We start from the raw sequence: 23589 nt of genomic DNA, 5'->3' as shown, positions 1-23589 counted from the left end.
GATCGTTCGTTGAATCTTGTCGAAAATGTGAATATCCGGGCGACCGGGGTTCTGACACCATGGCCGCACCCACCCCCTCACGTTCGAGAAGACAGGTAACGGCCCATGTCGCTCTTCCGCTATACCCGCGCCGGCCGTGAGCCGGATGCCCCGCGCCCCCCGCATTCCCCGCTGCTGTGGATCGCGCTGATCGCGTTGATTGCCGGCGTGCTGGTGCTGGCTTTCGCCTGGCTGGCCGGCTGGCTGGGCCGCGACCGCGCCACCGTGCAGACCTTCACCGACACCATCGAAGCCACCGGCGCCAACCACCCCGGTTTCCGCCGCGCGCACAGCAAGGGCGCGTGCGTAAGCGGCAGCTTCCAGGGCACCCCGCAAGGGGCCGCACTCAGCGCGGCACGGGTGTTCCGCCAGCAGCAGGTACCGGTGCTTGGCCGCCTGTCGATCGGCGGCGGCGATCCGCACGGTGCAGACGCCAATGCGCGCGTGCGCAGCATGGCGCTGCAGCTGGTCAGCGATGACGGCCAGGAATGGCGCACGGCGATGAACAGCTTCCCGTTCTTCGCGGTGCCCACCACCGAGGCGTTCCTGGAACAGACCCGCGCCGGCATTCCCGACCCGGCCACCGGCAAGCCGGACCCGGCGAAGATGGCAGCCATCGCAGCCAAGTACCCATCGGCGAAGGCGTTCGGCGAATGGGCCAAGACCGCGCCGTGGTCCACCAGCTGGGCCAACACCACCTACAACGGGGTGAACAGCTTCCGCTTCACCAACGCCGACGGCCACACCGAAGTGGTGCGCTGGAGCATGCGCCCGCTGGCACCGTTCGAAGCCATGGATGCCGAGCAGCGCAAACAGGCCAGCCTGGACTACCTCAGCGATGAGTTCCAGCAGCGCCTGGCCAATGGCCCGGTGCAGTGGGAGATGTGGGCGACCATTGCCGCAGCCGGCGATGCGGTGAACGACCCCTCCATTCCGTGGCCTGAAGACCGCCGCCAGGTGAAGCTGGGCACGCTGACCCTGACCGCGCTGCAGCCGCAGGCCGGCGGCGCCTGCAACAACCTCAACTTCGATCCCCTGATCCTGCCCAGCGGCATTGCCGGCAGCGATGACCCGATCCTGGCGGCGCGTTCGGCGGTGTATTCCGAATCGTTCAACCGCCGCGAACGCGAACTGGCCAGTGGCAAGGAGAAGGCGCAATGAGCCGTGATGCCGGGCATTTCAACCTCACCGCGCGCGTGCTGCACTGGCTGATGGCGGTGCTGATCCTGACCATGCTGTTCGTCGGCGTGACCATGGTGGCCTCGCTGCACTGGCGACCGATGCTGGTGGACCTGCACCGGCCGCTGGGCATCGCGATCCTGCTGCTGGCGCTGGTGCGGCTGGTCAACCGGTTGCGCCATCGACCACCGCCGCTGCCGGCGGATCTGCCCGCGTGGCAGGCGGCCGCCGCACATGCCTCGCATTGGGTTCTGTACGGGTTGATGCTGGCCATGCCGCTGGTGGGCTGGGCGATGCTGTCGGCCGGTGGCTACCCCATCCAGATGTGGAAGGGCGTGCTGCTGCCGCCGATCCTGCCGCACGACGTGGCGCTGTACGCCGCGCTGCGCAGCGCGCACAGCCTGCTGGCCTATGTGTTGTTCGCCACGGTGGTGCTGCATTTGAGTGCAGCGCTGTTCCACCTGTGGGTGCGGCGCGACGGGGTGTTCCAGGCGATGGCGAAGGGCCCGGGAGACCGTTGAGGAGGTCACACGACCAACGGTCGTGTGCTACCGGCTGGTTGTAGCCACGGTGGGTGGTTACAACCATCCTTTCTGCCGGGCCAGGCGATAGGCCTCGATGCGGTTTGCCACGCCCAGCTTGCCGATGCATTCGGACAGGTAGTTGCGCACCGTGCCATGCGACAGCCCCAGCTGGGTGGCGATCTCGCTGGCCGAGCGGCCGTCGCCGGACAGGCGCAGCACCTGGCGTTCGCGGTCGTTGAGCGGGTCGGCCTGCGACCACGCATCGAGTGCGAGCTGCGGGTCAATGGCACGGCCACCGTGCTGTACCTGGCGCAGTGCATCGGCCAGCTTCTCCGCCGGTGCATCCTTGAGCAGGTAACCGCACACGCCGGCATCCAGTGCGCGGCGCAGGAATCCGGAACGCGCGAAGGTGGTCACGATCACCACCTTGATCGGCAGCGCATGTCGGGCGATGCGCTGCGCGAGCTCCAGCCCGGACAGCCCCGGCATTTCGATATCGGTGACCAGGATGTCCGGCTGCAGCTGCTGCAGCATCCGCCAGGCCGCCTCACCGTCAGCGGCGGCACCCAGCACGTCGATATCGGGCTCCAGCCCGAGCAGCGCCGACAGCGCGCCGCGCACCATCGCCTGGTCTTCGGCCAATAGGATGCGGATCATGGCAGTGCCTCACTGGTCAGCGGGGTCGCGCTTGTCGCCGTGGCGACCGCGGCGGTCCTGGCCGGTAGCGGCACCTGCACCACCACCGTGGTGCCCTGCCCGCGCGGGGAGTGCACCTGCAGCGTGCCACGCAACGCAGCCACGCGTTCGCGCATGCCGGTGAGCCCGTTGCCATCGGCCTGCACATCGCCGCGGCCGTCATCGCGGATCTGCAGGCCCAGGGTGCGCCCGTCCTGGCTGAACTCAACCCAGGCCTGGTGCGCGTCGGCATGCCGCACGATGTTGGTGGCCGCTTCGCGCAGCACCAGCGCCAGGCCGCGTTCGATCTCCGCCGGCATCGGCGGCGGCGGGCTGTAGTGCAGGTGCACGTGCTGGCATTCCAGCAGCAGCCGCGCGGCCGCCAGTTCCGCAGCGAGATCGCTGGCACGGATGCCGGTCACGGCGCTGCGCACTTCAGACAATGCCTGCCGCGCGATGGCTTCGGCTTCGGTCACCTCCAGCCGCGCGCGTTCGGGATTGCGGTCGAACAGCTTGCGCGACAGCTCCAGCTTCAGGGTGATCAGCGACAACGTGTGACCGAGCAGGTCGTGCAGGTCGCGGCCGATGCGCTCGCGCTCGGCGGTGGCGGCCAGCCGTCGCACTTCGTCCTGGGAGAGCTGCAGGGCTGCATCGCGATCCTTGTTGGTGCTTTCCACGTTGATGATGACGCCAATGATGAACGCCATCGACGGAATCCACACCACCAGCTGCCAGTGGTAGCCCACCCACAGCGCGATCGCCACGAAGGCGGCGTTGAGCACCACCAGCTGGCCGAGGTAGCGCCACGCGCTGCCGGTGCGGCACACCCGCAGGGTGACGCAGCCGAAGATGAAGTAGCTGATGCCTGACGGATACCACGGCAGCAGCGCCAGGCCCATGGCCACCATGGCCAGCGCGTAACGCGGCGCGTGCCGACGCGGCGACAGCAGCTGGCGGGCGTACAGCGCCAGGAACACCGGGTAGGTCAGCAGGGTCAGCCACAGCCACGTCAGGGTGTAGCCGCCGCCGAACATCGGGGTGAGGAACACCCAGCCGGTCCACAACAGGTGCACCGCGTCGGACCAGGCCGGCTTGCCGGCGCGCAGGTTGTCGGCAACGGCCGAATCCGCGGCAGGTCGCAGAAGGGAGGAGAGCCAGCGGGGCGGCATGGTGGGTTCCCGGTCGTGGGGGCGAGGCGCGATCATGGCAGTTTCCCGGTGGGGTGCGGCATACCCATACGATCCCGGGTCGGCGATGGCATTTCCAGTACGCCCCATCACCCCAGGCAGGTGACAGCTGTCACTGCACGGAACCGCGCCGGCCGGGCATCCTGTGCCCCAGCCGGCCCCTTCCGGTTTGCCCGTGACTCCCGTTGCGGTCACACTCGGCCCGATTCCACGTCCAGACTCACGATGAACGCATCCGCTGAACTGCTCAAGGAACTCCGCATCGACCGCAAGAAGGCCGCCGCCCCGCCGCCTTCGTCGCCACGCCGTGGCCTGTGGATCGTGCTCGCCATTGTCGCCCTGCTGATCCTGGGCGGTATCGCCTGGGTGGTGTTCGGCCGCGAACGCCCGATCGAGGTGACCACCGCGCCGGTGGTGGCCATCCAGCAGGGTACCGCCAGCAGCTCGGTGCTCGATGCCAGCGGCTACGTGGTGGCCCGGCGCATGGCCACGGTGTCGGCCAAGATCACCGGCAAGGTTCGCGAGGTGATGATCGAGGAAGGCATGCGGGTCGAAGAAGGCCAGGTCATGGCCACCTTGGACCCGATCGATGCCAACGCCCAGCGCAGCCTGTCGTCCTCGCAGCTGGAAGCGGCCCGCAGCCAGCTGGCCGGCCTGCAGGCGCAGGTGGCCCAGGCCGATGCCGAAGCCGGGCGCCTGCAGAAACTGGTGGGGCAGCAGCTGGTTTCGCGCTCGCAGTTCGACCTGGCCATGGCCCAGCGCGACAGCCTGCGCGCGCAGCTGCGCACCGCGCAGCGCAACACCAAGGTGGCCGGGGACGCGCTGGCCATTGCGGACCTGGGCGTGGACAACAACATCGTGCGCGCGCCGTTCTCCGGCGTGGTCACCGCCAAGGCGGCACAGCCGGGTGAGATCGTGTCGCCGCTGTCGGCCGGCGGCGGGTTCACCCGCACCGGTATCGGCACCATCGTGGACATGGATTCGCTGGAGATCGAAGTGGACGTGGGCGAGGCCTTCATCGGCCGCGTGCAGCCGAAGATGCCGGTGGAAGCCACGCTCAACGCCTACCCGGAATGGAAGATTCCGGCCGAAGTCATCGCCATCATCCCCACCGCCGACCGCGGCAAGGCCACGGTCAAGGTGCGCGTGGCGCTGAAGAGCAAAGACCCGCGCATCGTGCCGGAGATGGGCGTGCGGGTGAGCTTCCTGGAAGCGGCCGCACCGGCCCAGGCCGCAGCGCCCAAGGGCGTGCGCGTGCCGGCGGCGGCGCTGGTCGAGCGCGACCAGAAGACGGTGGCGTTCGTGGTGGGCGATGACAGGCGCGTGCAGCAGGTCCCGGTCACCGTGGGCGTGGCACTCAACAACGACCGCCAGGTCACTGCCGGCCTCAGCGCCGGCCAGCAGGTGGTCAGCAACCCGCCGCCGGAACTGCGCGATGGCAGCGCGGTCGTGGAAAAGCAGGCGCAATAAGCAAGGCGGCGCCGCGACCGGGTCGCGAGCCGACGATGTGCGATTCCCGTGCCGGCCCGGCGCGCATGCGCGCGGCTGCCTGCAGGGCTTCTTCTTCCACCGCATCACGGAGAACCACCCATGTCCACCCTGGTTTCGCTCCGCAACATCACCAAGACCTACCAGCGCGGCCCCGAAAAGGTGCAGGTGCTGCACGGCATCGACCTGAACATCCAGCGCGGCGACTTCGTCGCCCTGATGGGGCCGTCCGGCTCGGGCAAGACCACCCTGCTCAACCTCATCGGCGGGCTGGATACGCCCAGCGGCGGCGAGATCGAGATCGAAGGCGAGCGCATCGACCGCATGTCCGGCGGCCAGCTCTCCACCTGGCGCAGCCACCATGTCGGCTTCGTGTTCCAGTTCTACAACCTGATGCCGATGCTTACGGCGCAGAAGAACGTGGAACTGCCACTGCTGCTCACCCACCTGGGTGCGGCGCAGCGCAAGCGCAATGCCGAAATCGCGCTCACCCTGGTCGGCCTGGCCGACCGCCGCAGCCACCGCCCCAATGAGCTGTCCGGCGGCCAGCAGCAGCGCGTGGCGATTGCCCGGGCGATCGTGTCCGACCCCACGTTCCTGATCTGCGATGAGCCCACCGGCGACCTGGACCGCGCCTCCGCCGAGGAGATCCTGTTGCTGCTGCAGCAGCTCAACCGCGAGCACGGCAAGACCATCATCATGGTCACCCACGACCCCAAGGCCGCCGAGTACGCCACCCATACGGTGCACCTGGACAAGGGTGAGCTTGCACAGGCACCTGCGGCCCACTGACGGAGGTCACTGCGATGAAATATTTCTCGCTCATATGGGCACAGCTGTTCCGCAGCAAAACGCGGACCCTGCTGACCCTGCTTTCGGTGGTGGCCGCGTTCCTGCTGTTTGGCATGCTCGATTCGGTGCGCGTGGCCTTCAGTTCGGGCGGCAGCGTGGAAGGGGCCAACCGGCTGATCGTGGCCTCGCGCCTGTCCATCACCCAATCGCTGCCGACCCGGCTGGAGCCGCAGGTGCGGCAGGTACCCGGGGTGAAGGACGTCACCTATGGCATGTGGTTCGGTGGCATCTACCAGGACCCGAAGAACTTCTTCGCCAACTTCTCGGTGGCGCCCAACTACTTCGACGTGTACCGCGAACTCCAGCTGCCACCCGAACAGCTCAAGGCCTTCCAGGACACCCAGACCGGTGCGGTGGTGGGCGAAACGCTGGCCAAGGAGTTCGGCTGGAAGATCGGCGACACCATTCCGCTGCAGGCCACCATCTTCCCGCGTGGCGGCAGCAACGACTGGCCGCTGCAGCTGGTGGGCATCTTCCGGTCAAAGGACCGCACCCTGGCAGCAAATGAAGAGCGCCAGCTGATGATGAACTGGAAGTACTTCGACGAGAGCAACGACTACATCAAGAACCAGGTCAGCTGGTTCACGGTCACCCTGGACAACCCGGACCACTCCTCGCGCGTGGCCCAGGCCATCGATGCGATCTCGGCCAATTCGGACCATGAAACCAAGACCCAGACCGAATCGGCGTTCCAGCAGGCCTTCGTCAAGCAGTTCGCCGACATCGGCCTGATCGTCACCTCGATCATGGGCGCGGTGTTCTTCACCCTGCTGCTGCTCACCGGCAACACCATGGCCCAGGCCGTGCGCGAGCGCGTGCCCGAACTGGCCACGCTGAAAACGCTGGGCTTCAAGGACAGCACGGTGCTGACGCTGGTGATGATCGAATCGGTGCTGCTGATCGGGCTGGGCGGCGCCATCGGCATGGGCCTGGCCGCGACCATCCTGCCGCTGTTGGCGCCGAAGACACAGGGTCTGTTGCCACCGCACGTACCCACCCAGACCTGGTTGATGGGCATTGGCCTGATCCTGCTGATCGGGGTGGTAGTGGGCCTGCTGCCGGCGCTGCGCGCCAAGCGGCTGAAGATCGTCGATGCCCTGGCGGGCCGCTGAGGAGAACCGACATGAAGAAGCAATGGTTGAGCAATCTGTTGTCGGTGCTGCTGCTGGCGGTGATGCTGGCGGTGTGGATCATGCTGCCCTGGCCGGGGGTGCTGGCCGTGGCCGTAGCCGTGGTGTTGTGGCTGCTGCTCACCCGCAGCGGTCGGCTGGCGCTGGCCGCCACGCGCATTGGCGTGGCCAGCCTGCCGCAGCGGTGGGGAGCATCCTCGGTGGTGGTGGTGGGCATTGCCGGCGTGGTCGGCGTGCTGGTGGCAATGCTGGCGATGGGCCAGGGCTTCCAGGCCACGCTCAACAGCACCGGCGATGACACCACGGCCATCGTGCTGCGCGGCGGTTCGCAGGCCGAAACCAATTCGGTGATCACCCGCGACCAGGTGCCGCTGCTGTCCACCCTGCCCGGCGTGGCCAAGGATGCGCAGGGCCGGCCAATGATTTCCCCGGAGCTGTCGCAGGTGGTCAACCTGGTCTCCAAGGGCGACGGCACCGACGTCAATGCGCAGTTCCGTGGCGTGGGCGAAATGGCCTGGGCGGTGCACGACAAGGTCAAGGTCACCGAGGGCCGCCAGTTCAAACCCGGCCTGCGCGAGATCGTGGTCGGCAAGGGCGCGCAGGGCCAGTTCCGCGGGCTTGAGGTGGGTAAGTCGCTCACGCTGGGCAACCAGCAGTGGACCGTGGTGGGTGTGTTCAACTCCGGCGATGCCCATGATTCGGAACTGTGGACCGACGCTGAGACGCTGGCCAACACCTACCAGCGCAGCGCGTGGCAATCGATCAGCGTGCGCACCGCTGGCAAGGCCGGGTTCGATCAGTTCAAGGCCGGCGTCGCTGCCGACCCGCGTCTGAAACTGGATGTGGAGACCACGCGGGCGTACTACGCCAAGCAGGGCGGTGGCCTGAACACCCTGATCAAGGTGCTGGGCACGGTGATCGGCGCGATCATGGCGGTGGGTGCGGTGTTTGGCGCGCTCAACACCATGTATGCGGCGGTGGCCACCCGCGCGCGTGAGATCGCCACGATGCGTGCGATTGGCTTCCGTGGGTTGCCGGTGGTCACCGCGATCATGCTTGAAACCATGTTGCTGGCACTGATCGGCGGGTTGCTGGGCGGGCTCGTGGCGTGGGCCATCTTCAACGGCTATAGCGTGTCCACCATCGGCAGCAACTTCAGCCAGGTGGTGTTCCAGTTCAAGGTCTCGCCCGAGCTGTTGTGGAGCGGGCTGAAGTGGGCGCTGGGCATCGGCCTGGTGGGCGGGCTGTTCCCCGCGCTGCGTGCGGCGCGGCTGCCTATAACCACGGCGTTGCGCGAAACCTGATGCATGGAACCACCGTGCCCCCGGGAGGGGCACGGTGGATGGATCATTCCGCCCGGCACTCAATCTTTCCAGCAATCCGGGCACAGAGGTATGCAACGGTGGAGGTGCCGAACGCAGGCGTCCCCGTGACTTTTACGCCCGCCCAGCCGGCCCGCTGCACGAAGTAGGGCGCGAGCGCCCGCTCGTAAGGCAGCCTGCGCGCGGTGCCGTCCGGATACAGGAAGTCGTCCGCTTTTTCCTGGATCACCCAGTTCCAGTCCCGCGAGTTCAGATACTCCCACTGGCGTGTCTCGTAATCGAAGTAGAACTCGACGTAGCCGAGCGAGGACGTCAGGATCTTCAGCTGCGCGATCAACGGCGACGCGCCATAAGACTGCGATTCGAACCGCAGGATGCGGCCGTGCTCGGCATCTGCGTTCAAGAAGGCGTAGCGGCTTGAGCGGGTGAGCATGCGCCGTACCGTTTCACGCGCTTCCTCACGCCTGGGATTGAGGTCGGAGACGTGATGCCCCCACAGCAGGGTGTCGCTCTGCGGTTGTTCCATCATCACGTGCGGTGATCCCGGTGGCTGCAGCGACACCGTTCCCCACTGGTCAACGAAAGCGCCCCGGACCTCATTGTAGAGCTTCATCAGCGCGTTGTACTGCGTGCGTATCCACGGTGCTGGCACGAAATGCGTGGCTACCAGCTGCCCGTTCTCGTTGGTGACGTGGAACCCCTGAATGTTGGTCTGGCTTGCGGCCTGGTAGACGTAGTGCGAGCCGACGCCCAGCGAGCGCGCCTTCGCGTACATCTCAGCATCGGTACACATGTAGCACGGCTGTGCGACGGGATCTTCAATTTTTTCCTGCGCCATGCCCTGCAATGGCAATGCCGCCAACAGCAACCACCCCAGATTCTTCATTACCCACTCCCTGATAGCCCGCACACGCGGGTGGTGTGAGTGCAGCATCGTGGGAGTGTCCAGGGATATCGGAATGGATCGAATTGCGCCGCCAGGTGTGCGCCATCTGAAATGATGCGGTCGGCGCGCCCTGGACCACGACCGCGTGTCGTTCATGCTCGTTCAAACGGCACATTGCGTCAGCCCAGCTGTATCGCCAGCGATGCCCATCTGAGACGCCGATCAAACCAACGCTGTGACGAGGCTCAACGGAATCAGTGAAGCGGCCTCGTTCTTGTCCGAAAATTCTGCAATCCCGTTGCGCCCTCCATCTCCGGCCGCTATTTTCGCGCCCTCGAAAGAAACACGCGCCGCAGACTGAATGCGACAGCGGGAAACCACAGGAGGGTATGGATGTCGCGCGACGGACTGATCACGAAGATTCAGTCGGGGATTCTGACCCTCCCCGCTGGACTCCTTGCAGCCACTCTCTACGCCATCGCCTGCTGGTCAACGCGACAGATCTCACTGGACCAGTTCTTTCTGCCGTCCGGTATACGCGTGGCCGCATTACTGATCACGCCAGTTCGCATGTGGCCCTACCTCCTGCTGGGGGAGTACGCCTACTTCGCCGAAATGCGCCTTCCTCTGGTAGGCACGTACGGGCTTGAATGGGTATTGGTGTCCTCGGCCTATCAGTTTCCACTCGTCGCACTGATCGTCTACCTGCACCGGCGTGCAGTTTCGGGCAAGAGCCAAGCTTGGATGCTCACCATCGCGGCCACGGCGGCGCTCGCTGTCGGCGTTGGGAATCTCGTGCTGATGCATGCATATTGGGAGTCACCACCGGCGGGCGATGTTTTTGTCATTGCCAGCAGGTTCATGCTTGGACACTACGTCGCCATTCTCACCATTGCCCCCATGGCGGTGCTGTGGAGTCGACGCAAGGAGGTCGATTGGCCAACGTGGCGAGAGCCCCCCAGTACAAGCGCGGCCGCCTCCCTGCTTGCACTTGGCGTGGCATCCATCCTCATCCCGGAGGATGCGTACGCCCACAAGGCCGCGATATTGCTACTCATGGTTGCTCCCATCATCGCCCTTACCTGTATCCAGGGATGGTGGGGGGCGGCCATCGGAATGCCGATGATGTACGTCTTCGTACGCATCAGCACGCCAGTGACCGGGCTTCCCGGATCGTTCGACCTTGACTCCTTCAAGGTGCAGTTGGTTACCGCGCTCTCCGGGACGGCGCTGCTCGCGTTGGGCTCGAGGATCACCGACTACTATCATCAGTATCTGCTGCATGCGAAGGCGGGTCGTCAGGCAATCTCCAACGCGCGCGCCTCCCACATCGCCGGTGAACAGGAGTTGCGCAATCGCGTCGACAGCCTCCGACGCATCGGCGAGCGCCTGGATGCGTCGTTGAGCGACACCATCGATTGGCTCAGGAGCAACGGCCACCACGATGTCGCGTCCAATCTGCTCCATGTGTCGACTGTCCACTCGCGGACGTTCCGGGAACAGACCAGCATGGTTTATCCCACCACGATGGAACACGTAGGGTTGTATCTCGCCATCCAGGTTGGCGGCATAGGCGAAGCTTGGGACCAGACAGGTCGCCTTGCCAGATCAAGCCTCACCGGCGACCCATGCAGCCTCAGCCTTGATCTGCAACTGACTGCCTACCGTGCATTGACGGAGGCCGTGTCCCTCTTTCTGGAGCACGAGCGCGGCCCACTGAGGATCCGGGCGCGCTGTGGCCAGTTCGGCGCTACCAGGGGCATCGTGATCACTGTCGGCGTCCTGGATTCACGACACCACATTTCGCGAAGCACTATGACCATGGCGATCGGGCGACTCAGCGGTCGCGCCCAAGCCTACGGCGGCACCATTCAGTGCCGCCGAGATCGGATCCGGATGTTCCTCGCCGACTCGTCCACCTGCTAGGGAATATCGGATACACGCTCAACCGACCACACGGTTGACGGCCCGTGACCGCTGACGAGCAGTTTAAACTCATGGTCACGGTAAGCCTCCACAACATCCGCCACGTGTGGGTAGCGATCCTCCGAAGGGAGCGATATCTGCGTGTCGACTGGGCCAGATGGAAGCACCCAGAAGGTGTCGCCTGACTTTGCCAGGATGAACTCGATGGATCCGGCACTGTCACTGACTTGGAAGTAGTTGACGGCGTCGCGCTCGAAGGCATGTACGCTCCAACGTCGATCCAGACTCAGATTGGCTGATGAGGGTTGGATCTCGCCCATTCCGCTACGCGCTGGCTTCTGCCCAACACTTGGGCAGCAGAGTGCCCAGGCGTTGAGCGGTGAAGCCATCATCAGGATGAGCGGGCACACGTAACGCGTAGTCAACTTCAACACAGTGGACCTCCAGAGGCTTCATCAGTGGATGCGCGCGATGCTATTTGCGCCCAAAGGCCCACACCATGAAGAATGTCGGAAACGTGGTCGCGCAGCCACGTAGGGAATGGCTCCACGTCCGGAGCGCGGCGCCAATGCAGGTCGTTCACAGGCTGCGTAGAGCCACGCCCTGCGTGGCCGCCGGATGTCAGGCCCGCGCAGGTGCCCGCGAGCGCCACAGGCTGTCGCCGATGAACAACAGCAGCCCGGTCCAGATCGCGGCAAAGCCGATCGCCTTGGCGGTGTCGAACGGTTCGCGGAAGAAGAACACGCCCAGCAGCAGGCCCAGGCTGGGGGCGATGTACTGCAGGATGCCTACCAGCGAGAGCGGAATGCGCTTCACGCCATAGGCAAAGCCGATCAACGGCAATGCCGTCACCGCGCCGCCCAGGATCAGCAGCAGGTCGTTGCGCCAGCCCCAGCCGCTGAAGAACGCGCCACCGTGGCCGTTTTCGCTCCACAGCGCGAAGCCGATGGCCGGCAGGAAGAGATACAGGCTTTCGATGCCCAGCCCGGCTACCGGGTCCACCGAGATCATCTTGCGCAGCAGGCCGTACAGCCCGAACGAACAGGCCAGCCCCAGCGCGATCCACGGCGGGGTGCCGGCGTCGAGGGTCAGCCACGCCACGCCGAGTGCGGCGCACCCCACCGCCAACCACTGCAGGCCGCGCAGGCGCTCCTTGAGCACCACCACGCCCAGCACCACGCTCACCAGCGGGTTGATGAAGTAGCCCAGGCTGGTTTCGATCACGTGCCCGGCGTTGATCGCCCAGATGTACAGCCCCCAGTTGAAGGCGATGGCCATGCTGCTCAGGGCCAGGGTGGGCAGCGCGCGTGGCTGGGCGGCAATCTGCTTCCACCAGCCGGTGCCGTTGCTCAGCAGCAGCCAGGCCACCACCAGCACGGTGCTCCAGATGATGCGGTGGGCGATGATCTGCTGCGAGGGCACCGCCTTGAGCAGGTGCCAGTACACCGGTACCAGCCCCCACAGGGTGAAGGTGAAGGCGGTGATGGCCAGGCCACGGCGCTGTTCCTGCAGGGGCGTCCGTTCCACAGCGCTCATTTGCGGCGGGTCCGTGCCAGGGTCAGCACCAGCACGCCGCCCAGGATGACGCCCATGGCCAGCAGGTCATGCGGGCCGAAATGCTCGTGGCCGATCAGCGCGCCCAGCAGTACGGCGATCACCGGGTTGACGTAGGCGTAGCTGGCCGCCAGCGCCGGGCGCACGTTCTGCAGCAGCCACACATAGGCGGTGAAGGCCACGATGGAGCCGAACATGCACAGGTAGGCCACCGCCAGCAGCCCATTCATGCTGGGCCAGGTGGTCGGGCGTTCGCCGGTGGCCAGGCCCAGCGCGACCAGCATCACCCCGCCGCACAGCATCTGCCCGGCGGCGGTCATGAACGGGCTGGGCAGGTCCAGGCTGCGCGCCCAGACGGAGCCGAAGGCCCAGCCGATCGGGGCGATCAGCAGCAGCACCAGGCCCTGCGGCGAGGCGGTGAGGCTGCTGCCGGCGTTGAGCCAGACCACGCCGAGGAAGCCGATGGCGATGCCCAGCCATTCGCCGCGGGTGGCGTGCTGACCGCGCATGGCGCCGAACAGGGCCATCCACAGCGGCACCGATGCCACCGCCGTGGCGGCCAGCCCGGAGGACACCGTGCGCTCGGCCAGCACCACCATGCCGTTGCCCAGCACCAGCATGGTCAGGCCCATGATCACCAGGTTGCGCCACTGCCGGCCGGTGGGCGCGGGCATGCCGCGCCAGCGCAGCACCGCGTACATCAGGCTGCCGGCGACGATGAACCGGGCGCCGGAGACGGTGGTCAGCGGCAGCGCCCCGCCTTCCAGGGCAAAACGGATGCCCAGGTAGGTAGACCCCCACACCACGTACACCAGCAGCAGGGCCAGGACGACCAGGCCGCTGCGGGGAGCGACCTGCGGAGTTGCGGGGGTGGCGGCCATACGGGACCAGCGGTCGGGGGAGAGGCGATTCTAGGCCTTTGCCGGCGGCCCGGCATGCCCTCTGGTGGCACGCTGTCGTGCTGGACCTAGTTACATGGTGCAATGCCCACCGATCATCACGTGGGGTAAGGTAAAAACCAGTATTGCCATTGCTCCACCGTGAGGACCGTTTTCCAACATGAGCACTTCCCCCACCCTGGCCGCGCCCGCCAATGACAAGGCCGCGCTGAAACGCTCGATCTCCAATACCCTCAAGGGTTCGGCGGGCAATCTTGTCGAGTGGTACGACGTCTACGTCTACTCGGTATTCGCGGTCTACTTCGAATCGCAGTTCTTCTCGGCCGCCGACAAGAACTCCACCATCTACGTGTGGGCGATCTTCGCCGCCACCTTCCTGATGCGCCCGATCGGCGCCTGGTACTTCGGCCGCTTCGCCGACCGTTACGGCCGTCGCCTGGCGCTGACCGTGTCGGTGTCGATGATGGCAGCCTGTTCGTTCCTGATCGCGCTGACCCCCACGGCCAACACCATCGGTGGCTGGGCCGCGCTGATCCTGCTGTTCGCACGCCTGCTGCAGGGCTTCGCCACCGGTGGCGAGTACGGCACCAGTGCCACGTACATGTCCGAAGCGGCCATCCCGGGCCGTCGTGGCTTCCTGTCCTCGTTCCACTACGTCACCCTGGTGGGTGGCCATGTGCTGGCGCAGCTGACCCTGTTCACCATGCTGTTGTTCTGGGACAAGCCGGAAATTTCGGCCTGGGGCTGGCGCATCGCGTTTGGCATCGGCGGCCTGGCTGCGATCGTGGTGTTCTGGCTGCGTCGCTCGATGGATGAATCGCTGGGCGAAGACTCCATCGAAGCCGCGCGCGAAGGCCGCGCCAAGGCGTCCGGCTCGATGTACGAGCTGTTCGTGAACCAGTGGCGCCCGCTGCTGCTGTGCTTCCTGATCACCGCCGGTGGCACCGTGGCCTTCTACACCTACTCGGTGAACGGGCCGAAGATGATCCAGAGCGCGTTCGCCGGCACCGACGTGATGACCGGTACGCTGATCAACCTGGGCGTGCTGACCTTCCTGATGGTGCTGCAGCCGATTGGCGGCTGGCTGTCGGACATCGTGGGCCGCAAGAGCCTGCTGGTGTTCTTCGGCGTGGGCGGCGTGCTGTACAGCTGGTACCTGATCACCGAACTGCCGAACCAGCACGACCCGCTGATCGCGTTCCTGACCCTGGCCCTGGGCTTTGTGATCCTCACCGGCTACACCTCGATCAACGCGGTGGTGAAGGCCGAGCTGTTCCCCACCCACGTGCGTGCACTGGGCGTGGGCTTTGGTTACGCGCTGGCCAACTCGCTGTTCGGTGGTACCGCTCCGCTGCTGTACCAGGGCGCGCTGAAGACCGACCGGGTGGGCGATTTCGCCATCTATGTCACCGCGATCATCGCGGTATCCCTGGTGGTGTACATGTTCTTCCTGAAGAACCATGGCCCGAACTACCTGGATGGCACGCGGAAATAACCGGGCAGCGGCGAACAGCCGCAGCACGGGAAAAGAAAACGCCGGGCATTGCCCGGCGTTTTTCGTTTGGGTTCGCGGGGATCACGACCAACGGTCGTGATCTACCTTCCGCCAGATGCCTTGGTAGGTCACGACTGTTGGTCGTGACCCGCACGGCAATCAGCGGCGAGCCGCTTCGCTTTGTTCGCGGGTCTTGCGGAATTCCGAGCCCTCTTCCCAATGCGGCCAGCGGCGGCTGTTGGCCAGCTCGGCGCCGAGGTCGTACACGAGCAGGGTGTCGGCGGCGTGGCCGGCCGGGTCCCAGGTGGGGGTCCAGGCATCGCAGGCCTGGTGGTAGCAGTCGGCGAAGTACTTGTCGCGCAGCGCCTTGCCGGCGGCAACGCCGCCTTCCAGCTTGTCCAGCCCCGGGCCGATGGTGATGGCCGGCACGCCCAGGCGGGCGAAGGCGAAGTGGTCGGCGCGGTAGAAGAAGCCCGCTTCCAGGTTCGGGTCCGGGCTGTAGCTGCGCCCACGCGCCTTGGCCACGCGCTCCAGGTCGCCTTCCAGCGAGACCCGGCCCTTGCCCCACGAGGCGATGTCGCGGGTGGCGCCATCCGGGCTGAACATCTCGATGTTGATCACCGCGGCAGTCTTGTCCAGCGGCGCCAACGGGTGCGCGGCGTAGTAGCTGGCACCCAGCAGGCCCTTCTCTTCGGCGGTGAGCGCCACGAAGTACAGGGTGCGCTGCGGCTGCGGGCCTGCGGCGAACACGCGGCCCAGCTCCAGCACGGTGGCCACGCCGGTGGCATTGTCGATCGCGCCACGGCGGATGCGGTCGCCCTTCGCGTCGGGCTGGCCGATACCGAAGGCATCCCAGTGCGCGGAGAAGATCACCGCCTCATCGGCGTGCGCGCCGCCGGGCAGCTTGGCCACCACGTTGCGGGTGACCACCTGTTCGCGCTTGAGCTTGAACTGCGCCGACAGCGTGGCGTCCCCCAGCGCCACCGGCTGGAAGCCCGGGGTCATCGCCTTGCGCTTTTCGGCCTCGAAATCCAGGCCGGCATCGCGGAACAGCTGCTCGGCCAGCGCGCGCTGCATCCAGCCGCGCACCGGCACGTGCTGGGCCAGGGCCTGGTCCTGCGGGCGCTCGATATCGAACAGCGGCGAGGTGCCCGAGCTCTTCACCGTGGCCCAGCCATAGGCGGCCGGCGCGGTTTCATGCACGATCAGCACGCCCTGGGCGCCGCGCCGCGCGGCTTCCTCGAATTTGTAGGTCCAGCGGCCGTAATAGGTGACGGCCTTGCCGTCGAAGGCCCCGGCACGGTCCGCTTCGAAGTCGGCGTCATTGATCAGCACCACGGCGATCTTGCCGTGCAGGTCCACGTCCTTGTAGTCGTTCCACTGGCGCTCGGGCGCGTCGATGCCATAGCCGATGAACACCAGCGGCGCGTCCTTGATGTCCACCGCCGCCTGCGGGCGCAGGCTCTGCAGGGTCACGTCCTCGCCGTTGACCAGCGTGCGCGCCTTGCCGCCCTGGCGCAGCTTCGCGGTCACCGGGCCATCGACCTGCGCACGCACCATCGGCACCGGCTGCACCCAGCTGCCATCCACGCCACCGGGCTGCAGCCCGGATCTGCGGAATTCTTCGATCAGGTACTGCACAGTGCGCTCTTCACCGGGCGATGCCGGCGCGCGGCCTTCGAACTCGTCCGAGGCCAGGATGCGCACATGCCGCGACAGCGCTTCGGGGTCGATGCCACCGCCGGGCAGGTCATTGGCCGCGTGGGCCAGGCCGCCCACGAACAGACAGGACGACAACAGCAGCATGCGCATCGGATTCACGGCAGGTACCAGAAAAAAACGGAATGCCAGAGTGTAACGTGACACTCCGGTTACCGGGCAGGCCCCGCGTGCGCGCTCAGCGGCGGTCGCGGTCCAGCCAGCAGGCCAGGCCCTGCGCGTTGAGCTCGATATCCATCGCCAACACCTGCGCCACCGCCGCATCGTCGAGTGGGCAGCCATGCGCCTGCGCCCGTTCCTGGTACAGCACGGTCAACGCCGCCACCAGGCAGCGATGGCGGTCGGGGCGTCCGTCGCACTGGCGGCCGATGTCCACCATTGCATCGATCTGCTCGACCAGGTCGGCGGCCAATGCGGGAATGTTCTCCACCCGCCCGTAATGGGTCAGGTATACCGCCTGCGGCTGCAGCGCGACCAGCCGCGCGATGGAGTGCTTGAGCGGTTCCGGGTCGAACTGCACCGGTGAGGAGGTGGGAATGATGAAGGCGCCGCGTGCACTGTCCAGCTCACGGTAGGACAGGCCAAAGGTATCGCCGGTGAACACGCTGCGGCTGCGCTCGTCCCACACGCACAGGTGGTGGCGCGCGTGCCCGGGCGTGTCCAGGCACAGCAGGCTGCGCCCGGCCAGGTCCACGCGGTGACCGTCTTCGGCGATGACTACGCGCGCGGCCGGCACCGGCAGGACGGGGCCGTAGCTGCGCGCGATTTCGGCCGCGCCATAGACTTCGGTCGCACCGGCAATGAGCCGGGCGGGGTCGATCATGTGCGGCGCGCCGCGCGGGTGCACCACCAGCGTGGCGTTGGGCAGCTGCTGCATCAGCAGGCCGGCCCCGCCGGCGTGGTCCAGATGCACGTGGGTGAGCACCAGCCAGTCCACCTGCTCCGGCGTGCAGCCGGCACGCGTGAGCGCGGCCAGCATCGCCGGCACGGCCAGGCCGGTGCCGCAATCGATGAAGGCGGCGCGTCCGTTTTCAACGATCAGGTAGGCGGCGTCGAAGTCACTGCGCTGGAACGCGGTATCGATGGTGAAAATGCTGGGGTCGGAGGACATCTGCTCATCCCTGGCAACAGGCGGTGTACGCCTGATTCTAGGCGGTGTCGCCGGCCGACTTCGATGCGGCTTTGGTCGCACGCGCGGCCAGCCAGCCCCCGCGCAGCAGTACCGCGGCCACCATCACCGCCAGGAACGCGCCGTAGGCATACAGCACCGCCAGGACCTGTCGCCAGATTGGGCCGGCATCGCTCTGCACCACGCCGATGTGGTGGCCCCACAGCATGGCCAGGATGCTCAGGACGAAGGCGAGCAGCAGCGCGACGCCGTCGAACAGGCGCCGCGCGGTGTGGCGGGGGTGGCGGGGGAACAGCCAGTACAGGGTGCCCAGCAGCACGAACCAGGGCAGGAACAACAACAACGACAACCAGGCCATCGTGGTTTCCTTTGTCTACGTGTCCACCGACCAACGGTCGGTGGCTACCCGCGCAGCTCCTGCAATGCCGCCAACACCGTGTCCACTTCCGCTTCCAGCTTGAACAATTCGCTCTGCAGGCCATCGCCGTGCTCGGTCTGCTTGAGCACGCCGATCAGCTGGCCGGCATCGCGCGGCGAATCGAAGCCTTCGCTCTGGATCAGCAGCGTGCCGTCGCCGGCCTGCAGCTTGAAGTAGAAACGGCCGTCCTTTTCGCGGTACTGCTTGAACAGCGGCGGCGCAGCGCGCGCCACGCCACCGTCTTCCGCCGCGATGTCGCCGGCCGTGGACAGGTCGCGCAGGCCCACCGCGTGGCGCAGCTCCTTCAGCAGCGGAATGGCGTACTGCTCGCGCAGCTGCTGGCCGCGACGGCGCAGCAGCGCTTCGATCTTCTCCGGCTCGGCCATCAGCGCGTCATAGCGCTCGCGCAGCGGGGTCAGTTCGGCATCGATGCGCTCGAACAGCTGCTGCTTGGCATCGCCCCAGCTGATGCCGTCGGCAAACGCCTGCGCGAACGCGGCGGTCTGTTCCGGGCTGGCGAAGGCCTGGTACATCTGGAACAGCGCCGAACCTTCGGTGCTCTTGGGCTCGCCCGGCGCACGCGAATCGGTAAGGATGGAAAACACCAGCTTCTTCAGCTCCGCGCGCGGGGCGAACAGCGGAATGGTGTTGTGGTAGCTCTTGCTCATCTTGCGGCCGTCCAGGCCGGCCAGGGTGGCCACCTGCTCGTCGATCACCACGTCGGGCAACGGGAAGTACTCCTTGCCGTACACGTGGTTGAAGCGCTGGGCGAAATCGCGCGCCATTTCGATGTGCTGGATCTGGTCGCGGCCCACCGGCACGCGGTTGGCCTTGAAGATCAGGATGTCGGCAGCCATCAGCACCGGGTACATGAACAACCCGGCGCTGATGCCGGCGTCCTCATCCAGCTGTTCTTCGCGGTTCTTGTCCACCGCCGCCTTGTAGGCATGGGCGCGGTTGAGGATGCCCTTGCTGGCGATGACGGTCAGGAACCACATCAGTTCGGTGGTTTCGGGAATGTCGCTCTGCCGGTAGAACCAGACCTTGTCCGGGTCCAACCCGCAGGCCAGCCAGCTGGCGGCGATCTCCAGGGTCGAGCGCTGGGTCCTCTCCGGTTCCTGCGCCTTGATCAGGCTGTGCAGGTCGGCCAGGAAGAAGAAGCTCTCGATGCCGGGCGCTGCGCTGGCCGTGATGGCCGGGCGGATGGCGCCGACATAGTTGCCCAGGTGGGGCGTGCCGGAGGGGGTGATGCCGGTAAGAACGCGGGTGGTCATGTGGGAATCATTACGGACAGTTGAACGCCCCCAGTTTACCTGCCCGCGCGCAACCCCGTTGCCCGGCCTGGCGCGTTCAACGGATTACCCAACCGCGAAGGCCCCGCCATGAAACGCCTGACCCTGCCCCTGCTTGCCGTGCTGGCCCTGTGTGGGTTCAAGCCGGCGGTCCCGCCCCGTGCCGATACCGGCCCGGTCACGCTGAGCCTGGTCGAGCGCGACCAGCGCCTGGAACTGCCCGCCTACCTGCACCGGGGCCAGTATTGGGTGGCCGGCCGCCAAGGCCAGCCCTACGCGGTGCGCCTGCGCAACAACAGCCCCGAGCGGGTGCTGGTGGTGCTGTCGGTGGATGGCCTCAACGTGATAACCGGAGAGGTGGCCGCCCCGGACCAGACCGGCTACGTGCTGGATCCGTGGCAGAGCGCGGACATTACCGGCTGGCGCAAATCGCGCCGGGAAGTGGCGCAGTTCGTGTTCACCGACCCGGGCAACAGCTATGCCGACCGTACCGGGCGGCCGGACAACATCGGGGTGATCGGCATTGCGGTGTTCAACGAAGCGCCGCGTTACGTGCCGCTGCCCCCGCGCGCACCCCCGGTGGCGCGCGCGCAGAACAAGGCACAGCCGCAGGCAGCAGCCGAAGCGGCCGACCGCGCGCTGTCATCGGTGGAGACCACCGGTTCGCGGATCCGTGCGCCCTCCCCGGCACCCGCGCTGGGCACCGGCCATGGCGAGCGCGAAGCGTCGTACTCGGGCAGCACCACCTTCGAGCGCGCCAGCCGGTGGCCGGCCCAGCGCCTGGACCTGCGTTACGACAGCGAGCGCAATCTGGTGGCGCGCGGCATCCTTCCGGCGCGTTACCCGCGCGGCGAGCGCGCACCGCAGGCGTTCCCGGCGGGCTTCGTGCCTGACCCGCCCAGGTAAGAAAAAACGGGCCGCAGTGCGGCCCGTTCCGGTTTCATACCCTCGTTGCGACCCTATGGCCGCCCTGCCACCGCCCGGGTGTCAGTGATAGTCCGGATAATCCTTGCGCATGGCGGCTTCGAAGTCCCTGACCTCGGTTTCAGCGCGGTCGCGCGCCCAGCCATAGCGTTCCTGCAGCCGGCCTGCCAGGTATTCGGCATTGCCTTCGGCCACCTTGAAGTCGTCATCGGTCAGGTCGCCCCACTTTGCCTGCGCCTTGCCCTTGAGCTGCGTCCACTTGCCGGAAATGATGTCTTTGTTCATGGGTTCGCGTCCTCGTCTTCAACGGCAACATCGCCGTGGAAACAGCTTGCAATAACGCGTGTTCGCCGACGGTCAAGCGTGGATGAAGTGCATGCTCACTTCATTGAATGGCGGGCAGGCAGCAATCGCGCGCATAAAAAAACGCCGGGAGACTCCCGGCGTTTCTTCATCCAATGCGGGCCGGCGTTCGCCGGCCCGCAACGTTGGATCAGTTGCCCTTGGCGGCGTCTTCCACCGACTGGCCTGCCTTCTGCACATCCTTGCCGGCACCGGCAACGGTGTTGCAGCCGGAGAGCATGGCCAGCGAGACCATCGACAACAGCATCAGTGCAATTACACGCTTCATAGGGTTCTCCTGATTAATTCAACGTCACTACCGAAATACGGCCCCACCTGCCTATTGCAGATCGCGGAGGTGTCGGCGCCGTTCCCGGCACTTCCCCCGCGTGAGATGCAATCTGGGGTCTAGCGCGTGCAATCGATGTGAACGCGGCGCGTGGCCGTTCAGCCACGCGCCGGGAAACCCCGCTACCGCTCAGTCGCGCATCAGCGTGGACTTGCCGAACAGGCTCTCCACCAGGTCCACGGCCAGCACTGCGGTGGCGTTGCGGTTGTCCAGCAACGGGTTGAGTTCGACGATGTCCAGCGAGCCCATGCGCCCGGTGTCGGCGATCATTTCCATCACCAGCTGGGCTTCGCGGTAGTTCACCCCGCCCGGCACGGTGGTGCCCACGCCCGGGGCAATGCTGGGATCCAGGAAATCCACGTCAAAGCTCACGTGCAGATGGGTGTTGCCGTCGATGCCTTCCAGCGCCGCTTCCACCGCACGCTTCATGCCGGCCTCGTCGATGTAGCGCATGTCGTATACATCGACCTTGTGCTGCTTGATCAGGCGCTTCTCTTCCTGGTCCACCGAACGGATGCCGATCTGGCGCACCTGCTGCGGGCAGATCGCCGGGGAATCACCGCCCAGCCTGGTCAGCGCGTCCGGGCCCAGCCCGCACAGGCAGGCCACCGGCATGCCGTGCACGTTGCCCGACGGGGTGACCTCGCTGGTGTTGAAGTCCGAATGCGCATCCAGCCACAGCACGCGCAGGTCACGGCCCTGTTCGCGGCACCAGCGCGCCACGGCGGTGATCGAGCCGATGCCCAGGCAGTGGTCGCCGCCCAGCATGATCGGCAGGCGGCCGTCCTGCAGTTCGGCATAGGTGGCGTCCATCAGCACGCGGTTCCATTCCACCACTTCATCCAGGTGGCGGTAGCCCTGCTCCGGCGGCGTCCACGGGTTGCGCGGGCCATCCAGGTTGCCGCAGTCGCGCACATCCACGCCACGCGCGGCCAAGGCCTCGGCCAGACCGGCGATGCGCAGCGCCTCCGGCCCCAGTCCGGCACCCCGGGCACCGGCCCCGATATCCGTGGGTACGCCGATCAGGGACACCGCAGGTTGACGATTACTCATGCTGACTCCACACACACGGAAAATCCGACCAGTCTAGTGATCCGGCCGCCAAACCACTCGCGGCGTCGCAGCAGCAGGCGCCGAAGCGCTGACCGCGGGCGGCGCGGACTGACCCGCCACGTCGCATCCGGACCCAGCGCGAAAGCCTTATGTGTCAATGCTTTGACACACACGAAAGGAACACTGCGGTTCATCTTACGTTGGCCGTGAAGGCAAAAATTACGTGCTACATTTCACACTTCTTCGCAGTACTGATTGACTAATCCGCGCAGGATTGGTCCGTGTTTTGTCGTGTTTCAGGGGGCAGTACGTGCAGCGCAGCAGCATCCACCAGATCGTCCGCAATGCCAGTGGCGAGAGCCAGCCGGCCCGGCAGTTGTATGACACCGCCGCCATTGAACAGGCCTTCCAGCATGCGCGCGAACGTGAGCGCGGGCTGAGCCTGCTGATGCTGTCCACCGCCGACGGCCGCGCCGTGGCCGAAGATTCCACTCTGGGCGTGGATGGCCGCCGCCTGGCCGCCATGGCCAATTCGTTCCTGACCCTTGGCGAGACCGTCTCGCGCGAGCTGGCGCTGAGCGAAGCGGATTACGCCACCATCTGCACCAAGCTCGGCAACGTGGTGCTGATCCGCATCCAGGCCGACAAGCCGCTGACCCTCACCGCCGTGGCCGGCCACGAGGTCAACATGGCCGTGCTGCTGTTCCACGCGCGCGAATGCGCCTCCCGCCTCGATTCCGTGCTGCGCCCGCGCGCGGCCTGAGCACCCCTTCGGTTTTGTTGTGCCCTTCCGGCAGGCATTCGCCTGCCTCTCCCACTGCCTGAAGTAAAAAGGATTTACGTGCCCAATCTCAATCTGGAAAAGCTCAATTCGCTCGCCGGTTTCGTCGGCGCCGCGCTGGTCGACGGTGACAGCGGCATGGCCCTGGCCATGGTCGGCGGCGGCAACATCAACCTGGAACTTGCGGCTGCGGGCAACACCGAAGTGGTGCGTGCCAAGCGCCGCGTGGCCGAGCAGCTGGGCCTGTCGGACACCCTGGAAGACCTGCTGATCACGCTGACCACGCAGTACCACCTGATCCGCCCGCTGGAAAGCAACCCGCTGCTGTTCCTGTACGTGGTGATGGACCGCAGCAAGGCCAACCTGGCCATGTCGCGCCATGAACTGAAGGCCTTCGAGAAGACCCTGGACTTCAGCTGATCGCAG

General features: G+C 66.3%; 24 protein-coding genes. 11 read left to right on the top strand and 13 right to left on the bottom strand.

Translation table 11 applies throughout. The annotated features are described in order from the left end of the window. Nucleotides 1-105 precede the first annotated feature (105 nt). Complete coding sequence (locus KVS69_RS07200; protein WP_095362590.1) at nt 106-1200, top strand: catalase family peroxidase; 1095 nt, start codon at nt 106-108, stop codon at nt 1198-1200. After that, nucleotides 1197-1739 (top strand): cytochrome b/b6 domain-containing protein, encoded by a 543-nt coding sequence (locus KVS69_RS07195; protein WP_217537616.1) that lies wholly within the window; start codon nt 1197-1199, stop codon nt 1737-1739. Before KVS69_RS07200 ends, KVS69_RS07195 begins: the two co-directional genes overlap by 4 nt. 57 nt (nt 1740-1796) lie before the next feature. Here the strand turns inward: KVS69_RS07195 and KVS69_RS07190 are convergent, their stop codons facing one another. Further along, nucleotides 1797-2399, bottom strand: coding sequence for a response regulator transcription factor (locus KVS69_RS07190; RefSeq protein ID WP_217537615.1), 603 nt, complete (start codon nt 2397-2399; stop codon nt 1797-1799). After that, a complete protein-coding gene (locus tag KVS69_RS07185) occupies nt 2396-3586 on the bottom strand; it encodes a sensor histidine kinase (RefSeq protein WP_217537614.1) in 1191 nt (396 codons plus the stop codon). Before KVS69_RS07185 ends, KVS69_RS07190 begins: the two co-directional genes overlap by 4 nt. Before the next feature lie 243 nt (nt 3587-3829). Here KVS69_RS07185 and KVS69_RS07180 point away from each other — a divergent pair, with 243 nt between their 5' ends. From KVS69_RS07180 to KVS69_RS07165, 4 genes are all read left to right on the top strand, one after another. Then, entirely contained in the window at nt 3830-5074 is a 1245-nt protein-coding gene (locus KVS69_RS07180; RefSeq protein WP_210133068.1) for an efflux RND transporter periplasmic adaptor subunit, read from the top strand. Between the two features lie 120 nt (nt 5075-5194). Beyond that, on the top strand, nt 5195-5884 hold the full coding sequence (locus KVS69_RS07175) for an ABC transporter ATP-binding protein (protein WP_217537613.1): 690 nt from the start codon (nt 5195-5197) through the stop codon (nt 5882-5884). 14 nt (nt 5885-5898) lie between these two features. Beyond that, nucleotides 5899-7056 (top strand): FtsX-like permease family protein, encoded by a 1158-nt coding sequence (locus KVS69_RS07170; protein WP_068848609.1) that lies wholly within the window; start codon nt 5899-5901, stop codon nt 7054-7056. Between the two features lie 11 nt (nt 7057-7067). Continuing rightward, the gene (locus KVS69_RS07165; RefSeq protein WP_217537612.1) at nt 7068-8378 is read left to right on the top strand and encodes an ABC transporter permease; all 1311 of its coding nucleotides are present in this window, start codon (nt 7068-7070) and stop codon (nt 8376-8378) included. A gap of 43 nt (nt 8379-8421) precedes the next feature. On the opposite strand, the gene KVS69_RS07160 is transcribed toward KVS69_RS07165, so the two are convergent. Beyond that, nucleotides 8422-9282 (bottom strand): hypothetical protein, encoded by an 861-nt coding sequence (locus tag KVS69_RS07160; protein WP_217537611.1) that lies wholly within the window; start codon nt 9280-9282, stop codon nt 8422-8424. Nucleotides 9283-9675: 393 nt separating this feature from the next. Between KVS69_RS07160 and KVS69_RS07155 the strand changes: the two genes are divergently transcribed. Beyond that, on the top strand, nt 9676-11208 hold the full coding sequence (locus tag KVS69_RS07155; protein WP_217537610.1) for an MASE1 domain-containing protein: 1533 nt from the start codon (nt 9676-9678) through the stop codon (nt 11206-11208). Here the strand turns inward: KVS69_RS07155 and KVS69_RS07150 are convergent. From KVS69_RS07150 to yedA, 3 genes are all read right to left on the bottom strand, one after another. Beyond that, complete coding sequence (locus tag KVS69_RS07150; protein ID WP_210133064.1) at nt 11205-11642, bottom strand: hypothetical protein; 438 nt, start codon at nt 11640-11642, stop codon at nt 11205-11207. The genes KVS69_RS07155 and KVS69_RS07150 overlap by 4 nt on opposite strands. 187 nt (nt 11643-11829) lie before the next feature. Continuing rightward, nucleotides 11830-12744, bottom strand: a complete 915-nt coding sequence (rarD, locus tag KVS69_RS07145) for an EamA family transporter RarD (RefSeq protein WP_210133063.1) — start codon at nt 12742-12744, stop codon at nt 11830-11832. Next, nucleotides 12741-13643, bottom strand: coding sequence for a drug/metabolite exporter YedA (gene yedA, locus KVS69_RS07140; RefSeq protein WP_217537609.1), 903 nt, complete (start codon nt 13641-13643; stop codon nt 12741-12743). Before yedA ends, rarD begins: the two co-directional genes overlap by 4 nt. Nucleotides 13644-13821: 178 nt before the next feature. Here yedA and KVS69_RS07135 point away from each other — a divergent pair, with 178 nt between their 5' ends. After that, complete coding sequence (locus KVS69_RS07135; protein ID WP_068848597.1) at nt 13822-15156, top strand: MFS transporter; 1335 nt, start codon at nt 13822-13824, stop codon at nt 15154-15156. A gap of 159 nt (nt 15157-15315) precedes the next feature. Here KVS69_RS07135 and KVS69_RS07130 read toward each other — a convergent pair whose 3' ends face one another. The 4 genes from KVS69_RS07130 to KVS69_RS07115 all read right to left on the bottom strand — a co-directional run bounded on the left by KVS69_RS07130 (nt 15316) and on the right by KVS69_RS07115 (nt 19696). Continuing rightward, nucleotides 15316-16968 carry a M28 family metallopeptidase gene (locus tag KVS69_RS07130; RefSeq protein ID WP_217537635.1) on the bottom strand — a complete coding sequence of 551 codons (1653 nt, stop codon included), beginning with the start codon at nt 16966-16968 and terminating at the stop codon, nt 15316-15318. An 85-nt stretch (nt 16969-17053) separates the two neighbouring features. Beyond that, nucleotides 17054-17986, bottom strand: coding sequence for an MBL fold metallo-hydrolase (locus KVS69_RS07125; protein WP_210133062.1), 933 nt, complete (start codon nt 17984-17986; stop codon nt 17054-17056). Between the two features lie 37 nt (nt 17987-18023). Further along, nucleotides 18024-18362 (bottom strand): hypothetical protein, encoded by a 339-nt coding sequence (locus tag KVS69_RS07120; RefSeq protein WP_217537608.1) that lies wholly within the window; start codon nt 18360-18362, stop codon nt 18024-18026. Between the two features lie 44 nt (nt 18363-18406). Then, a complete protein-coding gene (locus KVS69_RS07115; RefSeq protein ID WP_217537607.1) occupies nt 18407-19696 on the bottom strand; it encodes a tryptophan--tRNA ligase in 1290 nt (429 codons plus the stop codon). A 108-nt stretch (nt 19697-19804) separates the two neighbouring features. Between KVS69_RS07115 and KVS69_RS07110 the strand changes: the two genes are divergently transcribed. Beyond that, on the top strand, nt 19805-20620 hold the full coding sequence (locus KVS69_RS07110; protein ID WP_217537606.1) for a hypothetical protein: 816 nt from the start codon (nt 19805-19807) through the stop codon (nt 20618-20620). A gap of 81 nt (nt 20621-20701) precedes the next feature. Here KVS69_RS07110 and KVS69_RS07105 read toward each other — a convergent pair whose 3' ends face one another. The 3 genes from KVS69_RS07105 to rocF all read right to left on the bottom strand — a co-directional run bounded on the left by KVS69_RS07105 (nt 20702) and on the right by rocF (nt 22382). Continuing rightward, nucleotides 20702-20923: a CsbD family protein gene (locus KVS69_RS07105; RefSeq protein ID WP_019185523.1), complete on the bottom strand. Its 222-nt coding sequence runs from the start codon at nt 20921-20923 to the stop codon at nt 20702-20704. A 208-nt stretch (nt 20924-21131) separates the two neighbouring features. Beyond that, nucleotides 21132-21269, bottom strand: a complete 138-nt coding sequence (locus KVS69_RS07100) for an entericidin A/B family lipoprotein (RefSeq protein WP_068848583.1) — start codon at nt 21267-21269, stop codon at nt 21132-21134. Between the two features lie 189 nt (nt 21270-21458). Further along, entirely contained in the window at nt 21459-22382 is a 924-nt protein-coding gene (gene rocF, locus KVS69_RS07095; protein ID WP_068848581.1) for an arginase, read from the bottom strand. A gap of 310 nt (nt 22383-22692) precedes the next feature. Here rocF and KVS69_RS07090 point away from each other — a divergent pair, with 310 nt between their 5' ends. Beyond that, on the top strand, nt 22693-23145 hold the full coding sequence (locus KVS69_RS07090) for a hypothetical protein (RefSeq protein ID WP_068848579.1): 453 nt from the start codon (nt 22693-22695) through the stop codon (nt 23143-23145). Between the two features lie 78 nt (nt 23146-23223). Continuing rightward, nucleotides 23224-23583: a hypothetical protein gene (locus tag KVS69_RS07085; RefSeq protein ID WP_068848577.1), complete on the top strand. Its 360-nt coding sequence runs from the start codon at nt 23224-23226 to the stop codon at nt 23581-23583. The last annotated feature ends 6 nt before the right edge of the window (nt 23584-23589 follow it).

Source organism: Stenotrophomonas sp. GbtcB23 (assembly GCF_019091045.1).
Classification (GTDB): Bacteria; Pseudomonadota; Gammaproteobacteria; order Xanthomonadales; family Xanthomonadaceae; genus Stenotrophomonas; species Stenotrophomonas rhizophila_A.
The sequence above is the reverse complement of the archived record's forward strand: the minus strand, read 5'-3'. Positions and strand labels throughout refer to the sequence as shown.